Annotated in this window: 15 protein-coding genes; 7 read left to right on the forward strand and 8 right to left on the reverse strand. The window is 71.3% G+C overall.

Annotated elements, in window-relative coordinates; all coding sequences use genetic code 11:
- Positions 1 to 14 precede the first annotated feature (14 nt).
- Both ACZ60E_RS24290 and ACZ60E_RS24295 read right to left on the reverse strand, forming a co-directional pair.
- Positions 15 to 944: an SDR family oxidoreductase gene (locus ACZ60E_RS24290; RefSeq protein WP_469443052.1), complete on the reverse strand. Its 930-nt coding sequence runs from the start codon at positions 942 to 944 to the stop codon at positions 15 to 17.
- 1 nt (position 945) lies between these two features.
- Entirely contained in the window at positions 946 to 1,737 is a 792-nt protein-coding gene (locus ACZ60E_RS24295) for an SDR family oxidoreductase (protein ID WP_469443054.1), read from the reverse strand.
- A gap of 88 nt (positions 1,738 to 1,825) precedes the next feature.
- Here ACZ60E_RS24295 and ACZ60E_RS24300 point away from each other — a divergent pair, with 88 nt between their 5' ends.
- The 4 genes from ACZ60E_RS24300 to ACZ60E_RS24315 are packed head-to-tail and all read left to right on the forward strand — an operon-like array spanning position 1,826 to position 5,293.
- Positions 1,826 to 2,569 carry an enoyl-CoA hydratase family protein gene (locus tag ACZ60E_RS24300; RefSeq protein WP_384808119.1) on the forward strand — a complete coding sequence of 248 codons (744 nt, stop codon included), beginning with the start codon at positions 1,826 to 1,828 and terminating at the stop codon, positions 2,567 to 2,569.
- Positions 2,570 to 2,571: 2 nt separating this feature from the next.
- Positions 2,572 to 3,435 carry a CoA transferase subunit A gene (locus ACZ60E_RS24305; RefSeq protein WP_384808118.1) on the forward strand — a complete coding sequence of 288 codons (864 nt, stop codon included), beginning with the start codon at positions 2,572 to 2,574 and terminating at the stop codon, positions 3,433 to 3,435.
- The gene (locus ACZ60E_RS24310) at positions 3,432 to 4,226 is read left to right on the forward strand and encodes a CoA-transferase subunit beta (RefSeq protein ID WP_469443057.1); all 795 of its coding nucleotides are present in this window, start codon (positions 3,432 to 3,434) and stop codon (positions 4,224 to 4,226) included. Before ACZ60E_RS24305 ends, ACZ60E_RS24310 begins: the two co-directional genes overlap by 4 nt.
- Positions 4,226 to 5,293 carry an NAD(P)H-dependent flavin oxidoreductase gene (locus ACZ60E_RS24315; protein ID WP_469443058.1) on the forward strand — a complete coding sequence of 356 codons (1,068 nt, stop codon included), beginning with the start codon at positions 4,226 to 4,228 and terminating at the stop codon, positions 5,291 to 5,293. Before ACZ60E_RS24310 ends, ACZ60E_RS24315 begins: the two co-directional genes overlap by 1 nt.
- Positions 5,294 to 5,361: 68 nt before the next feature.
- Here ACZ60E_RS24315 and ACZ60E_RS24320 read toward each other — a convergent pair whose 3' ends face one another.
- The 3 genes from ACZ60E_RS24320 to ACZ60E_RS24330 all read right to left on the reverse strand — a co-directional run bounded on the left by ACZ60E_RS24320 (position 5,362) and on the right by ACZ60E_RS24330 (position 8,129).
- On the reverse strand, positions 5,362 to 6,519 hold the full coding sequence (locus ACZ60E_RS24320) for an acetyl-CoA C-acetyltransferase (protein WP_469443059.1): 1,158 nt from the start codon (positions 6,517 to 6,519) through the stop codon (positions 5,362 to 5,364).
- 35 nt (positions 6,520 to 6,554) lie between these two features.
- A complete protein-coding gene (locus tag ACZ60E_RS24325) occupies positions 6,555 to 7,166 on the reverse strand; it encodes a TetR/AcrR family transcriptional regulator (protein ID WP_384808110.1) in 612 nt (203 codons plus the stop codon).
- 162 nt (positions 7,167 to 7,328) lie between these two features.
- The gene (locus ACZ60E_RS24330) at positions 7,329 to 8,129 is read right to left on the reverse strand and encodes an SDR family oxidoreductase (protein ID WP_453792775.1); all 801 of its coding nucleotides are present in this window, start codon (positions 8,127 to 8,129) and stop codon (positions 7,329 to 7,331) included.
- An 80-nt stretch (positions 8,130 to 8,209) separates the two neighbouring features.
- Here ACZ60E_RS24330 and ACZ60E_RS24335 point away from each other — a divergent pair, with 80 nt between their 5' ends.
- Positions 8,210 to 9,355 (forward strand): acyl-CoA dehydrogenase family protein, encoded by a 1,146-nt coding sequence (locus ACZ60E_RS24335; RefSeq protein ID WP_469443061.1) that lies wholly within the window; start codon positions 8,210 to 8,212, stop codon positions 9,353 to 9,355.
- Positions 9,355 to 10,395, forward strand: a complete 1,041-nt coding sequence (locus ACZ60E_RS24340) for an acyl-CoA dehydrogenase family protein (protein ID WP_469443062.1) — start codon at positions 9,355 to 9,357, stop codon at positions 10,393 to 10,395. Before ACZ60E_RS24335 ends, ACZ60E_RS24340 begins: the two co-directional genes overlap by 1 nt.
- Before the next feature lie 2 nt (positions 10,396 to 10,397).
- Here the strand turns inward: ACZ60E_RS24340 and qcrB are convergent, their stop codons facing one another.
- The 3 genes from qcrB to ACZ60E_RS24355 form a co-directional block, all read right to left on the reverse strand.
- Complete coding sequence (qcrB, locus tag ACZ60E_RS24345) at positions 10,398 to 12,026, reverse strand: cytochrome bc1 complex cytochrome b subunit (protein WP_453792778.1); 1,629 nt, start codon at positions 12,024 to 12,026, stop codon at positions 10,398 to 10,400.
- 666 nt (positions 12,027 to 12,692) lie between these two features.
- Positions 12,693 to 13,796, reverse strand: coding sequence for a hypothetical protein (locus ACZ60E_RS24350; protein ID WP_469443064.1), 1,104 nt, complete (start codon positions 13,794 to 13,796; stop codon positions 12,693 to 12,695).
- Positions 13,797 to 13,807: 11 nt separating this feature from the next.
- Positions 13,808 to 14,026, reverse strand: a complete 219-nt coding sequence (locus ACZ60E_RS24355; protein ID WP_384808101.1) for a hypothetical protein — start codon at positions 14,024 to 14,026, stop codon at positions 13,808 to 13,810.
- Positions 14,027 to 14,100: 74 nt separating this feature from the next.
- Between ACZ60E_RS24355 and ACZ60E_RS24360 the strand changes: the two genes are divergently transcribed.
- Positions 14,101 to 14,931, forward strand: a complete 831-nt coding sequence (locus ACZ60E_RS24360) for a chitosanase (RefSeq protein WP_453792780.1) — start codon at positions 14,101 to 14,103, stop codon at positions 14,929 to 14,931.
- Positions 14,932 to 15,156 lie beyond the last annotated feature (225 nt).

The following is a 15,156-nucleotide window of genomic DNA, read 5'->3' on the forward strand; positions in this document are numbered from 1 at the left end:
ACCGCGCCCTGTACTTACTGCGTCCCGTGGACCGGGGTCGGGTCCTCGGCCCGTGCGAGGAGTTCCCGTGCGGTGTCCCCGGCCTCGGCGGGGGTCCACCGGGCCCCCTTGTCGACGCCGGGGCCGGGCCGCCAGCCGTCCATGACGGTGATCCGGCCGCCCTCGGTCTCGAAGACCCGGCCGGTGACCCCGGCGCTCGCGGCGGAGCCGAGCCAGACGACGAGCGGTGACACGTTCTCGGGCGCCATCGCGTCGAAGCCGCTGTCCGGTGCCGCCATGGCCTGGGCGAAGGCCGCCTCGGTCATCCGGGTGCGCGCGGCCGGCGCGATGGCGTTGACCTGCACTCCGTAGCGCTTCATTTCGGCGGCGGCCACCAGGGTGAGCCCGATGATGCCGGCCTTGGCCGCGCTGTAGTTGCCCTGTCCGACAGACCCGGAAAGGCCCGCTCCGGAGCTGGTGTTGACGACCCGGGCCTGCGGTACGAGCCCCGCTTTCGCCTGCGCCCGCCAGTGCGCGGCGGCATGCTTCAGCGGCAGGAAGTGGCCCTTCAGATGGACGCGCATGACGGCGTCCCAGTCGTCCTCGTCAAGATTGACCAGCATGCGGTCGCGCAGGAACCCGGCGTTGTTCACGAGTGTGTCGAGCCGTCCGAAGGCGTCGAGCGCCGCCTGTACGAGGGATGCGGCGCCCTCGGTCGTCGCGATGTCCCCTGCGTGTGCGACGGCCTCGCCGCCCGCCGCCCGGATCTCCCCGACGACCTGCCGGGCCGGGGTGTCGGCCCCCGGGGAGCCGTCGAGTCCGACGCCCAGGTCGTTGACGACGACCCGCGCCCCCTCGGCCGCGAAGGCGAGCGCGTGGGCCCGCCCGAGCCCGCGCCCGGCGCCCGTGACGACCACCACCCGCCCGTCGCAGAGACCGGCGCCGACGCCTGTGCCTGAGGTCATGTCAGTGCTCCCTGTCGGTCTTGTTGACGGTCGCGGCGTCCAGGAAGGCGGGCCGCTCGCCGCCGCCGTGCACGAGGAGGCCTGCCCCGGTGATGTACGCGGCGGCGTCCGACGCGAGGAAGACGGCCGCCCTGCCGATGTCCGTGGGCACGGCGAGCCGCCCGAGCGGGACGGTGCGGGAGACGGCCTCGATGCCGTCCTCGCCCCCGTAGTGGAGGTGCGACAGCTCGGTGCGGACCATCCCGACCACGAGCGTGTTGACCCGCACCTCCGGTGCCCACTCCGCGGCCATCGAGCGGGCCAGGTTCTCCAGTCCGGCCTTCGCGGCCCCGTAGGCCGCCGTGCCGGGCGAGGGCCGGGTCCCGCTGACGCTGCCGATCATCACGATGGAACCCCGGGCGCGCTTGAGCAGGTCGTACGCCGCCAGGGAGGCCGTGAGAGGTGCGACGAGGTTGAGGTCGATCACGCGCGCGTGCCGCTCGACCTCCGTCCCGGCGAGCAGCCGGTAGGGGGCGCCGCCCGCGTTGTTGACGAGCACGTCGAGCCGGGGCAGCCGCCCGAAGAAGGCCCGGACGGCCGACGGGTCGCGCAGGTCGAGGGGGGCGAACGCGACGCCGTCGAGTGGTGCCTGCGGTGGTCTGCGCGCACAGACGACGACCTCGTCACCCGCCTCGGCGAACGCCCGCGCGATCCCGGCGCCGACGCCCCTGGTCCCGCCCGTGACCACCACGAGCCGCTTGCCCGGTGACCCACCGGGCACCCCGTCCGATCGCTCGCCCGGCCGGTTGTCCACAGGGCCTCCCGCCCGTCGGCATTCGCTGTTACCTTCGACAGCAGATCGCACCTAACAAACGTTTGGTGGAAAGGTAGCTGATGCGTCCATGGGTGTCTCCACCTCGTCCCCGGAAAAAGGGATTTCCGTCGTCACGGTCGACTTCCCGCCGGTGAACGCGCTGCCGGTGAGCGGCTGGTCGGAGCTGGCCGACGCCGTGCGCGCGGCGGGCCGCGACGCCGACAACCGCTGTGTGGTGCTGGCCGCCGAGGGCCGGGGGTTCAACGCGGGCGTGGACATCAAGGAGATACAGGCCGAGGGCGACAGCGCCCTGCTCGGCGCCAACCGCGGCTGCGCCGAGGCCTTCGCGGCGGTGTACGAGTGCGAGGTCCCGGTGGTGGCGGAGGTGCACGGCTTCTGTCTGGGCGGCGGGATAGGGCTGGTGGGCAACGCGGACGCGATCGTGGCGAGCGATGACGCCACCTTCGGGCTGCCCGAGCTGGACCGGGGCGCGCTGGGCGCGGCCACCCATCTGTCCCGGCTGGTGCCGCAGCACCTGATGCGGGCGCTGTACTACACCTCGCGCACGGCGACCGCGGCGGAGCTGCACGGGCACGGCTCGGTGTGGCGGGTCGTGGCGCGCGACCGGCTGCGCCCGGCCGTGCTGGAGCTGGCCCGGGAGATCGCGGGCAAGGACGGCCGGCTGATCCGGCTCGCCAAGGCCGCGATCAACGGCATCGACCCCGTCGACGTGCGCCGCAGCTACCGCTTCGAGCAGGGCTTCACGTTCGAGGCGGCCCTCGGCGGCACGGGCGAGCGCGTGCGGAACACGTTCGGAAAGGAGGGCAGGTGAGGATGGGCGACAAGACGATGACCGCCGACGAGGCCGTCTCCCGGCTGGAGAGCGGGATGACCCTCGGTATCGGAGGCTGGGGCTCCCGCCGCAAACCGATGGCTCTCGTACGGGCGCTGCTCCGCTCCACGATCACCGATCTCACGGTCGTCTCGTACGGCGGCCCGGACGTCGGCATGCTGGCGGCGGCCGGGCGGATCCGGAAACTGGTCGCCCCTTTCGCGACGCTCGACTCGATCCCGCTCGAACCGCACTTCCGGGCGGCCCGGGAGAGCGGCTCGCTCGACCTGATGGAGATCGACGAGGCGATGTTCATGTGGGGACTGCGGGCAGCCGCCAACCGCCTCCCGTTCCTGCCCGTGCGGGCCGGTATCGGTTCGGACGTGATGCGGGTCAACCCCGGTCTGCGTACGGTCACTTCGCCGTACGAGGACGAGTCGACGGGCGTGCGCGAGACCTTCGTGGCCATGCCCGCCCTGCGGCTGGACGCGGCGCTGGTGCATGTGAACCGCGCCGACCGCGCGGGCAACGGCCAGTATCTGGGCCCCGACCCGTACTTCGACGACCTGTTCTGCGAGGCGGCCCGGACGGCGTACGTGTCCTGTGAGCGGATCGTCGACACGGCGGAGCTGACGAAGGCGGCACCGCCCCAGACCCTGCTGATCAAGCGGCTGAACGTGAGCGGCGTGGTGGAGGCGCCGGGCGGCGCGCACTTCACGTCGTGCGCGCCCGACCACGACCGGGACGAGGTCTTCCAGCGGCTCTACGCGTCCATGCCGTGGCCCGAGTTCGCCGAGCGGTTCCTCGCGGGCGACGAACAGGCCTACCGGACCGCCGTCGAGGCGTGGCACGAGGAGCAGTCATGAGCGCGGTGCCGAGTACGTCCCCGGGTGCGGCCTCGAGCACCTCCCCGAGCGCGACCCCGACTGGTGTGACCCGCGCCGAGTACTGCGTGATCGCCTGCGCGGAGGCGTGGCGGGGCGACGGCGAGGTGCTGGCCAGTCCCATGGGTCTGATCCCGTCGGTAGGAGCCCGCCTCGCCCGGCGCACCTTCTCGCCCGATCTGCTGCTGACCGACGGCGAGGCGCTGCTGATCGGTCCGGACGGTGCCCCGGAGGGCTGGTTGCCGTACCGGCAGCATCTGGCGCTGGTGACCGGCGGGCGCCGGCACGTGATGATGGGGGCGAGCCAGATCGACCGCTTCGGCAACCAGAACATCTCCTGCGTGGGCGACTGGGAGCGGCCCACCCGGCAGTTGCTCGGGGTGCGGGGCGGACCCGTCAACACGCTCAACAACCCGGTCAGTTACTGGGTGCCCAGGCACTCGACGCGGGTCTTCGTGGAGAAGGTCGACATGATCGGCGGGGTGGGGTACGACAGCGCGGCGGCGGCCGGTCCCACGGCGACCCGTTTCCACCGCATCCCGCGGGTGGTCTCGAACCTCGGAGTGTTCGACTTCGCGACCGAGGACCGTTCGATGCGGCTCGCCTCGCTGCATCCGGGGGTGACGGTCGAGGAGGTGGTCGCGGCGACGGGCTTCGCGCTGACCGTCCCGGACGACGTCCCGTACACCCGTGAACCGTCCCCGGCGGAACTGCGGTCGATCCGCGAGGACCTGGACCCGAAGGGCCTGCGCGACCGCGAGGTCAGGGGCTGATGGAGACCGCCCTCACGCGGCTCGTCGGTGTCCGGCATCCGATCGTGCAGACGGGGATGGGCTGGGTGGCGGGCCCGCGCCTGGTCTCCGCGACGGCGAACGCGGGCGCGCTGGGCATCCTCGCCTCCGCGACGATGACACCCGATCAGCTGCGGGCGGCGATCCGCGAGGTCCGCTCGCGTACGCGGGCTCCGTTCGGGGTGAACGTCCGCGCGGACGCGGGGGACGCCCGGGACCGTGTCCGGATCATCGTGGAGGAGGGGGTGAGGGTCGCCTCGTTCGCGCTCGCGCCGTCCCGTGAGCTGATCGCGGAGCTGAAGGACGCGGGCGTGGTCGTCGTCCCCTCGATCGGGGCCCGCCGTCATGCCGAGAAGGTCGCGGCGTGGGGAGCCGACGCGGTGATCGTGCAGGGCGGTGAGGGCGGCGGGCACACCGGCGAGGTGGCGACCAGCGTGCTCCTGCCGCAGGTCGTGGACGCGGTCGGCATACCCGTCGTCGCCGCGGGCGGCTTCTTCGACGGCCGGGGCCTGGTCGCGGCGCTCGCGTACGGCGCCGCGGGCGTCGCCATGGGCACCCGGTTCCTCCTCACCTCGGACTCGACGGTGCCGGACGCGGTGAAGGCCCGGTACCTCGCGGCGACGGTCAAGGACGTCACGGTGACGACCGCCGTGGACGGCCTGCCGCACCGCATGCTCCGTACGGACCTGGTCGACTCGTTGGAGGGGGCGGGCCGTACGAGAACGCTGACGCGGGCGGTGCGCAGAGCCGCCGGCTTCAGAAAGCTCTCGGGGCTCGGCTGGCCCCGGCTGATCCGCGACGGCCTGGCGATGAAACACGGCAAGGACCTGACCTGGAGCCAGGTCCTGCTGGCCGCCAACACGCCCATGCTCCTGCGGGCGTCCATGGTGGAGGGCCGCACGGACCTCGGGGTGATGGCATCGGGCCAGGTGGCAGGCGTGATCGACGACCTGCCGTCGTGCGCGGACCTGGTGGAGAGGGTGATGGCGGAGGCCCACCGGACACTACGCGCACTCCCTGATCCGGGCCCACTGAGGGAGCCCCGCTAGGGGTGCTTGTCTTGGGGGCGCGGGGAACTGCGCGAACGGCCCCCACCGGCCCGCACCCGACAAGAGACCTACAGCCGCTCGACGACAGTCACGTTCGCCTGCCCTCCGCCCTCACACATCGTCTGCAACCCGAACCGCCCCCCGACCCGCTCCAGTTCGTGCAGCAAGGTCGTCATCAGCTTCACCCCCGTGGCCCCCAGGGGATGCCCCAGTGCGATCGCACCCCCATTGGCATTGACCCGCTCGGGATCCGCCCCGGTCTCCTTCAGCCAGGCGAGAACAACGGGCGCGAACGCCTCGTTGATCTCGACGAGATCGATCTCCCCGATGGACATCCCGGCCTTCTTCAGGGCGTACGCGGTGGCGGGAATCGGCGCCGACAGCATCCGTATCGGATCCTCCCCCCGCACGGAGAGGTGGTGCACGCGCGCCCGGGGAGTGAGCCCGTGCTCGCGCACGGCCCGTTCGGAGGCGAGCAGCATCGCGGCGGCCCCGTCGGACACCTGTGAGGAGCAGGCGGCGGTGATGGTGCCGCCCTCGACCACCGGTCGCAGGCCCGCCATCTTCTCCAGCGAGGTGTCCCGGCGCGGCCCCTCGTCGACCGTGACGTCCCCCAACGGCACGGTCTCCCGTTCGAAGCGGCCCTCGTCGATCGCGCGCAGCGCCCGCTGGTGGGACCGCAGGGCGAACTCCTCCTGGTCCCGCCGGCTGATCCCCCACTTGGCGGCGATGGACTCGGCGCCGAGGAACTGGTTGACGGGCCGGTCCCCGTACCGGGCCCGCCATCCCTCGCTGCCCGCGAACGGCCCCTGGGTGAGGCCCAGCGGCTCGGCGGCCTGACGGGACGCGAAGGCGATGGGGATCTGCGTCATGTTCTGGACGCCGCCCGCGACCACGAGGTCCTGTGTGCCCGACAGGACGCCCTGTGCGGCGAAGTGCAGGGCCTGCTGCGAGGAACCGCACTGCCGGTCGATCGTCACCCCCGGCACCTCCTCGGGCAGTCCGGCCGCCAGCCACGACGTGCGGGCGATGTCACCGGCCTGCGGACCCACGGCGTCCAGGCATCCGAAGACGACGTCCTCGACGGCGGCCGGATCGACTCCGGAGCGCGCGACCAGTGCCTTCAGCACATGCGCTCCCAGGTCGGCCGGATGGACCCCGCTCAGGCCGCCCTTGCGACGCCCCACGGGTGTACGGACCGCTTCGACGATGTAGGCCTCGGCCATGCCAACTCCCCTGGATCAGCTGCGTTCGGGTGCGATCAACTGCGTACGGCGATCCCGTCCAGCACCATCGACAGGTACTGCCGGGCGATCTCGTCCGGGCTGTGCTGTCCGCCGGGCCGGTACCACGACGCGGCGACCCACACGGTGTCGCGCACGAACCGGTAGGTGAGGCGGATGTCGAGGTCGTCCCGGAAGACCTCGGCGGCCACGCCCCGCTCCAGCGTGGCGAGCCACGCCTTCTCGAACTTGCGCTGCGACGCGGCGAGGAACGCGAACCGCTCCTGCGCGACGAGTTGTTTGGACTCCTTCTGGTAGATCGCGACGGCCGCGCGGTGCCGGTCGATCTCGCGGAACGACTCGGTGACCAGGGCCTCCAGCGTTTCGCGCGGGCCCAGTTCGGCGGCGAGGACGGTGTCGTAGCCGTCCCACAGCTCGTCGAGGAAGGTCCGCAGGATCTCCTCCAGCATCGATTCCTTGGAGTCGAAGTGGTAGTAGAGGCTGCCCGCGAGCATGCCCGCGTGGTCCGCGATCTTGCGCACGGTGGTGGCGTTGTAGCCCTGCTCGGCGAAGACCTCGGCGGCGGTGCCGAGCAGTTCACGACGCCGCTCGGGCGAGGCGGTCACCTGGGGCTTCTTCTTGGTAGGCACGCCCCCATTGTGAACCGCGGGCCTCTCAAGGACCGCGGGGCGCAGCCCCCGCCCGACCAGGGGCGCGGGGAACTGCGCAATCGTTGAGGCCGCCCCCCACCGCCCCGCAGACACACCGTCACTCCAACACCTCCAAACCCACGGCCAACCCCAGCGGAGCGCTCACGCGTGCTGGCTGCTCACCGAAACCACCTCACCCGTCAGATACGAGGAGTACCCGGACGCCAGGAACACGATCACATTGGCCACCTCCCACGGCTCCGCGTACCGCCCGAACGCCTCGCGGGCCGTCAGCTCCGCCAGCAGTTCGGGAGTCGTCACCTTCACCAGGTGCGGATGCATGGCGAGGCTCGGTGAGACGGCGTTGACCCGCACGCCGAACGCGGCCGCCTCCATCGCCGCGCACCGGGTCAGCGCCATCACGCCCGCTTTCGCCGCCGCGTAGTGCGCCTGGCCGGCCTGGGCGCGCCAGCCGACGACGGAGGCGTTGTTGACGATCACACCGCCGCGGCCACCCTCGCCGGAGCCACCTTCGCGGAAGGCGCGCAGGGCCGCGCGCGTGCACCGGAACGTGCCGTTCAGTGTCACGTCGAGCACCCGCGACCACTGTTCGTCGCTCATGTCGACGAGGTCCGAAGTGCCGCCGAGGCCCGCGTTGTTGACCACGATGTCGAGCCGCCCGTGCAGCCGCAGGGCCGCGCCGAAGAGCGTCTGCACCTGGGCCTCGTCGGTGACGTCGCAGGCGAGCGCCGCGACCCCTTCGAACTCCGCCGCCAGCTCCGCCTCGTACTCCTTGAGGCGCCGTTCGTGCGCGTCGCTGATCAGTACGCGCGCGCCCTCCTCCAGGAAGCGGCGGGCCGTGGCACCGCCGATGCCCGCGCCGGCGGCGGCCGTGATGACGGCGGTACGTCCCTTCAGCAGCCCGTGCCCGGGCTCGTACACCGGACCCTCGACGTCTGTCATAGGGCCACGCTAACCTACCAAACACTTGTTAGGGGACCGGGCCGAGCGGGTCGAGCAGGCCGAGCACGAGGAAGGTGACCGTGGATCTCACGTACTCCCCCGCCGATCAGGCGTTCCGCGCCGAGGCACGGACCTGGCTCGACGCGCACGTACCGGCCGGGCCGCTGCCCTCCCTGGAGACCGAGGAGGGCTTCGCGGTCCACCGCGCCTGGGAGGCCGAACTCGCCGCGGACCGCTGGTCGGTGGTGTCCTGGCCGGTCGCGTACGGCGGGCGGGACTGCGGGCTGACGCGGTGGCTGGTCTTCGAGGAGGAGTACTGGGCGGCGGGCGCCCCGGGCCGGGTCGGGCAGAACGGCGTCAGCCTCCTCGCACCGACCCTCTTCGACCACGGCACCGAGGAGCAGCGCGCACGGATCCTTCCGCCGATGGCCCGCGGCGAGGTCGTCTGGGCACAGGCCTGGTCCGAGCCGGAAGCCGGGTCCGACCTCGCCTCGCTCAGGTCCAGAGCGGTGCGTACGGACGGCGGGTGGCTGCTGAGCGGGCAGAAGACATGGTCGTCGCGGGCCGCGTTCGCCGACCGCGCGTTCGGCCTCTTCCGCAGCGAGCCGGACACGCCGAAGCCCCATCAGGGCCTCACCTACCTGATGTTCGACCTGCGGGCGCCGGGCGTGACCGTCCGCCCGATCGGCCGGCTGGACGGGAAGCCGGCCTTCGCCGAACTCTTCCTGGACGAGGTGTTCGTGCCGGACGAGGACGTGATCGGCGAGCCCGGCCGTGGCTGGCGGGTGGCGATGTCCACGGCGGGCAACGAACGCGGGCTGACGCTCCGCTCCCCCGGGCGTTTCCTGGCGTCGGCGGACCGGCTGGCCGCGCTGTGGCACGAGCGCGGCCGGGACCCGTACACGCGCGACCGGGTGGCCGACGCGGTGATCGGCGCCCGCGCGTACCAGCTGTTCACGTACGCGGCGGCGTCCCGCTTCCTCGACGGCGAGCCCCTCGGCCCGGAGTCCAGCCTGAACAAGGTCTTCTGGTCCGAGTACGACATCGCCCTGCACGAGACCGCGCTCGATCTACTGGGCGGGGAGGGGGAGTTGACGGATGCCGGTGGCGGGTGGGGCGAGGGGTACGTCTTCTCGCTCGCGGGGCCCATCTACGCGGGCACGAACGAGATCCAGCGCGACATCATCGCCGAGCGGCTTCTCGGCCTGCCGAGGGGGCGCCGCTGATGCGTTTCGTCCTGGACGACGAACAGACCGCCTTCGCACGCTCGTTGGACGCGCTGCTGACGGCCGCGGACACGCCCGCGGCCGTACGGTCCTGGGGCGCCGGCGACCATGCGGCCGGGCGGGCGCTGTGGTCGCGGGTGGCCGAACTGGGGGTGTTCGCGTTGGCGGTGCCCGAGGAGTACGAGGGGGTCGGGGCGCGGCCCGTCGAACTCGCGCTCGCCTTTGTGGAGTTGGGCAGGCATGGGGTGCCGGGGCCGGTGGTGGAGACGGTGGCGGCGGGCGCGTTGCTCTCCCGGCCGGGGTTCGCGAACCTCGCGAAGAGGTTCCTGCCGGGGGTGGCCTCCGGGGAGACCGTCGTGACGGTGGCTCTGCCGGGCGGGGGGCCGTATGTCCTGGACGGGGATGTGGCTGATGTGGAGCTGAGTGTTGGCGGGGATGGGGTTGGGGCTGGCGCGGAGGTCGGGGAGTTGTGGGTGGTGCTGGGGGGTGGGGATCGTGGCGGGCTCCGATCGCGGGTGCGCCGGTCCCTCGATCCCGCTCGGCGGCTGAGCCCTCCTCGCCCCGGGGGTGAGCTGCTCGCCACCGGGCCGAAGGTCGTCGCCGGTGCCGCCGACGCCTTGTGCTGGGCGCGGCTCGCGACCGCCGCGCAGGCTCTCGGCGTGGGGCTCACCCTGCTCGACAGGACCGTGGCGTACGTGAAGCAGCGCAGTCAGTTCGGTGTGCCCGTCGGTTCGTTCCAGGCGGTGCGGCACCGGCTGGCCGACGCGAAGATCGCGCTGGAGTTCGCGCGCCCGCTGGTGTTCGGCGCCGCGCTGACGATGGACCCGGCCGACGTCGCCGCCGCCAAGGTCGCGGCCAGCGAGGCGGCGTACGCGACGGCCCGTACGGCCCTGCAGTTGCACGGCGCGATCGGTTACACCGCGGAGTACGACCTGTCGCTGTGGCTGACCAAGGCGCGGGCGCTGCGGTCCGCCTGGGGCAGTCCCGGGGAGTGCCGGGGGGTGGTGCTGGGTGGGAGTGCCGGTGCCGGATCCGGCTGACTTCAGTGGTGGTCGTCGCTGCTCGTCAGTTCGCGGTACTCCTCGGGGGTCGGCTTAGGGATGTGCGCGTTCTGGCCGTACATGGCGTGGGCGAGGCGAGCCCGTAGCCGCCGGGCGGGTTTGACCTTGCGCTCCACGCCGTTCGCGTCGACGAGCGGGCCCACGTCGTACGGCGGGACCTGGTCGTGCTGGGTGAGGGTGAACCGCTGGGCCTGGGTGAGGGGTTCGTGCACCTCGACGTACTCGCCGTGCGGAAGCCGTGTGATCCTGCCGGACTCCCTGCCGTGCAGCACCTTGTCCCGGTCGCGGCGCTGGAGGCCGAGGCAGACACGTTTCGTGATGACGAAGGCGAGGAGCGGTACGAGGAGGACGCCGATCCGTACGGACCAGGTGATCGCGTTGATCGACAGGTGGAGGTGGGTGGCGACAATGTCGTTGCCGCCGCCGATGAGGAGTACGGCGTACAGGCTCAGCCAGGACACGCCCAGTGCGGTACGGGTGGGGACGTTGCGGGGGCGGTCGAGGATGTGGTGCTCGCGCTTGTCGCCGGTGATCCACGCTTCGATGAACGGGTAGACGCCGATGGCGAGAAGGATCAGCGGGAAGAGGGTGAAGGGGATGAAGACGCCCAGTTGCAGGGTGTGGCCCCAGGCGTTGATCTCCCACCCCGGCATCACCCGGATCAGGCCCTCGGAGAAGCCCAGGTACCAGTCGGGCTGGGCGCCGGTGGTGACCAGGTCCGCGCGGTAGGGGCCGAACGCCCACACGGGGTTGATCGTGGCGATCGCACCCATCATCGACAGCACGCCGAAGACCAGGAAGAAGAAGCCGCCCGCCTTCGCCATGTAGACCGGCATGAACGGCATGCCGACGACTGACTTCTGGTCGCGGCCGGGCCCGGGGTACTGCGTGTGCTTGTGGTAGAAGACCAGGATCAGATGGGCGACGACCAGGCCCAGCATGATCCCGGGCAGGAGGAGGACGTGGACCGGGAAGAGCCTGGAGATGATGTCGTGGCCCGGGAACTCTCCGCCGAAGAGGAAGAAGGAGAGGTACGTGCCCACGAGCGGTACGGCCAGGATGGCACCCTGGGAGAAGCGGATGCCGGTTCCTGAGAGCAGGTCGTCGGGGAGCGAGTAGCCGGTCAGGCCGGTGATGATGCCGAGGAACAGCAGGGTCCAGCCGAAGGCCCAGTTCAGCTCGCGGGGTTTGCGGAACGCGCCGGTGAAGAACACGCGCATCATGTGGACGAGCATTGCGGCGACGAAGACGACTGCTGCCCAGTGGTGGATCTGGCGGATGAGGAGTCCGCCGCGGACGTCGAAGCTGATGTCGAGGGTGGACTCGTAGGCCCTGGTCATGATGACGCCGTTGAGGGGTTCGTACGAGCCGTTGTAGACGACTTCCACGCCGCTGGGTTCGAAGAAGAGGGTGAGGTAGACGCCGGTGAGGATGAGGATGAGGAAGCTGTAGAGGCAGATCTCGCCGAGCATGAAGGACCAGTGGTCCGGGAACACCTTGCGCATCTGGGTCTTGGCGAGGGTGTAGATGCCTAAGCGGTTGTCCGCCCAGTCGGCGACGCGTTCGCCGCGGTGTGTGTCCGCCGGTCGTTTCGCGCTCCGCGCGTCCATAGGTGGCCCTCCCCGGGGATGCGTCCGTCGTTCAGAGTGGCACGGAGTTCCGCGAAGGCGAAGGGGTTGTTCGGCCGGGGTCTTGGCTGACCGCCGGTGGGGGCTTGTCGCGCAGTTCCCCGCGCCCCTGAGGTGCGTGGTGGGGCGGGGCCGCGCCGGGGCATCCGGTCGCCGCTCTCGCAAAGTCGGGTGAAGCCGTGTTGCCGCGGCGCCCGGACGCCCCGACACACCCCCTCACCCCGGAGCCCCGACACCCGCCGACGAAACTCACGGTCAGTGCCCCAGCCTTCTACGCCCAGGGGCACAGTCTTTATGTCGTTCGCCATGCGGGGGGGGGAGGAGGGGGAGGAGGGGGGACCGGCGGAACGACACGATCAGCCCGGCCTGCAAGGGGCACGGGGAACGGCGCAATCCCATGGGCCCACCCCCACCCCTAAGAGGCACGGGGAACTGCGCAATCCTTCAGGCCCACCCCCACCCCCTAAGGGGCGCGGGGAACGGCGCAATCTTTTAGGCACGCCCCCACCGGCCGGACGATACCCACAGGCCGCAACCACCCACCCTCTAAGGGGCGCGGGGAACTGCGCAATCTTTTGGGCTCGCCCCCACCGGACCGCACCGTATGGACGAACCGCCCCGGAGGGGCCCGGTGGGGGGCGGGCCCTCCTACCCGGCCGCCCGTTCCTGGAACGACCGCAGCGCAAGGACCCGCTCACGCGCCGCGTCGGACATCAGCTCGATGAGAGGGAGGACCAGATCCCAGAGGTCCTCCTTGTCGACCCCGCGGGCCAGCGCGTCAAGACCCGCGTCGTCGAGCGCCCCCGCAACCCCCGCCACCACCCGCCGCGCACTGGGCGGCAACACCCCGACCAGCGGCAGGAAATCCCCCCAGAGCTCGGTCCCCACCACCCCGTGGACGAGCCCGCCCAACACCGCGGGGTCCCGCAGCGCGGGCAACGCGGCGACGGCCCGCAGTTCGTCCTCGCTGAGCAGCGACACGATCGGCAGCAGCGACTCCCACAGGTCCTGCTCGGCCGTGGCGCGTATCAGGGAGTCGAGCCGCCCCTCCGGCTGCGCGGCGGTCAAGGACGCGATCCGGGCCCGCTGCTCACCGGCCGCCATGCCCGCGACGGCTATGGCCTCGGGCCACAGGCCGTGGTCGGCGGCGGCCTCGATGACCGCGGAGATCCGCTGATCGTCGAGGAGTTCGACGATGTGCCCGAGCCGCTCGGGATGGTCGATGACGAACCCCGTACGCAGCAGAGTCGTTTCCGCGAGCCGCGGCAGGATCCCTTTGAGCGCCGAGTCCCGCAGATGGCCGACGAACCGGCCCATCGTGAGGTGGTCGCCGCGTTCGGCGAGGACGAGGGCGATGCGTACGACGATGTCGTCGTCCAGCCTGCCCATGATCCCGGCGATCCGGCGCGGGTCGACGTGGTGGCAGCAGCGGGCCGTGAAGTCGACGGGCAGCTTGTCGATGATGTCGGCGGCGCGGGCCGGTTCGAGGCGTCCGGCGAGCGCGGCGGCCAGGCGCGGCCCAAGGGCTTTCTGGGCGATGCCCGCGGCGACGGCGGCGGGCAGCAGTTTCGTCACGCCTGCGATGCGGTCGAGCAGGGCGGGGTCCTCGTCGAAGAGCGCGGCGACGGCGCTCTCACGGAAGAGGCGTACGTCGTCGGCGGGCAGCTCTTCGAGGAACGCCAGTTGCTGTGGCTCGACGTCCAGCAGTCGGGCGAGCTTCAGGGTCTCGGCTCTGCCGCGTAGCGCGTCCATGCGGATTCCCTTCAGCGGAAGAGCATCCGGCGGACAGGCTCCCTGGTCAGGGCCGGTACGAGAGTGAGGGCGTCCTCGACGGACTCGTGCAGTCCGGAGGCTCGGCGCTCACGTGCCCGGCGCAGTGCCTGGGCGAGCAACAGAGCTTGTGGGCCGTCCAGTTCCGTAAAGCCGTCCGGTAGTGGAACATCCAACTCTGCCCGTAGCAGCGCCAGTTCCTCCGCGCTCACAGAACCTCCCCCGGCGTACACAGAAAATCCACCCGGTGCGGCACGGCACCCTGCGCCGATCGTACTCTTTGCTCATGAAACGCGCTGGCCGTCTGCTGTTCGTCGTCGTCCCTCTGTTCACGTTGGCGGCCTGCTTCGTCGTGCCCGGCCAGGGTGACGACGGCGGGCGTTCGGACAGCCGGAGCGCCACTCCCGACGCGCGTGCGGCCGGGCTGGACGCGCCGGGGAAGAAGGAGTTGGCGCAGCGGATCGTGTCCAGCGCGGAGAACTCCAGCCTGGACTGGCGTGCGCAGTACGGCTACATCGAGGACATCGACGACGGCCGCGGGTACACGGCGGGGATCATCGGTTTCACCACCGGTACGCATGATCTGCTCGTCCTGGTCGAGCGTTATACGAAGGCGCATCCGGGCAATGCGCTGGCGCGGTATCTGCCCGCTCTGCGGAAGGTCGACGGGTCCGAGTCGCATGCGGGGTTGGGCGACGGGTTCGTGGCTGCCTGGAAGGCGGAGGCGGCGAAGGCCGCGTTCCAGCGGGCGCAGGATTCCGAGCGGGACCGGGTGTACTTCGACCCCGCGGTACGGCTCGCGAAGCGCGACGGGCTCGGTGTGCTCGGTCAGTTCATCTACTACGACGCGATGGTGATGCACGGGCCCGGCAATCCCGGTTTCTACGGCATCCGCAAGCAGGCGATGGCGGAGGCGGACACTCCTGCGGAGGGCGGCAAGGAGGTCTCGTACCTCGACATCTTCCTGGACATGCGGAAGAAGACGATGGAGGACGAGGGGCGCCGGGACACGTCTCGTGTGGACACGGCTCAGCGGCGGTTCCTGTACGACGGCAATCTGGACCTGGACACCCCGCTGAAGTGGAAGGTCTACGGCCAGCCCTACGAAGTGAAGTAACCGCATGGGGGCTGCACCCCCTCGCCCCCGTTGCGCAGTTCCCCGCGCCCCTGAAAACCCCCAGGGGCGCGGGGAACTGCGCAATCGTTGAGGCCCGCCCCCACCGGACCCGCAGACGAAAACCCGTGCGGACGCACCACGGCGCCCACCATCATCCGGTCGGGGACGAGGGGCAGGCGCCGCGCTCAGTTCCGTACACCGTTGTACGGGACGTCTATGGGGGGG

The organism is Streptomyces sp. NPDC102514, assembly GCF_055584525.1.

What these genes read in the sequence shown, in the direction of transcription:
- ACZ60E_RS24305 (WP_384808118.1), top strand. Translation starts at nt 2,572, where the DNA reads ATGGGCGACAAGACGATGACCGCCGACGAGGCCGTCTCCCGGCTGGAG.
- ACZ60E_RS24310 (WP_469443057.1), top strand. Translation starts at nt 3,432, where the DNA reads ATGAGCGCGGTGCCGAGTACGTCCCCGGGTGCGGCCTCGAGCACCTCC.
- ACZ60E_RS24290 (WP_469443052.1), bottom strand. Translation starts at nt 944, where the DNA reads ATGACCTCAGGCACAGGCGTCGGCGCCGGTCTCTGCGACGGGCGGGTG.
- ACZ60E_RS24330 (WP_453792775.1), bottom strand. Translation starts at nt 8,129, where the DNA reads ATGACAGACGTCGAGGGTCCGGTGTACGAGCCCGGGCACGGGCTGCTG.
- ACZ60E_RS24350 (WP_469443064.1), bottom strand. Translation starts at nt 13,796, where the DNA reads ATGGACGCGCTACGCGGCAGAGCCGAGACCCTGAAGCTCGCCCGACTG.
- ACZ60E_RS24315 (WP_469443058.1), top strand. Translation starts at nt 4,226, where the DNA reads ATGGAGACCGCCCTCACGCGGCTCGTCGGTGTCCGGCATCCGATCGTG.
- ACZ60E_RS24340 (WP_469443062.1), top strand. Translation starts at nt 9,355, where the DNA reads ATGCGTTTCGTCCTGGACGACGAACAGACCGCCTTCGCACGCTCGTTG.
- ACZ60E_RS24320 (WP_469443059.1), bottom strand. Translation starts at nt 6,519, where the DNA reads ATGGCCGAGGCCTACATCGTCGAAGCGGTCCGTACACCCGTGGGGCGT.
- ACZ60E_RS24360 (WP_453792780.1), top strand. Translation starts at nt 14,101, where the DNA reads ATGAAACGCGCTGGCCGTCTGCTGTTCGTCGTCGTCCCTCTGTTCACG.
- ACZ60E_RS24300 (WP_384808119.1), top strand. Translation starts at nt 1,826, where the DNA reads ATGGGTGTCTCCACCTCGTCCCCGGAAAAAGGGATTTCCGTCGTCACG.
- qcrB (WP_453792778.1), bottom strand. Translation starts at nt 12,026, where the DNA reads ATGGACGCGCGGAGCGCGAAACGACCGGCGGACACACACCGCGGCGAA.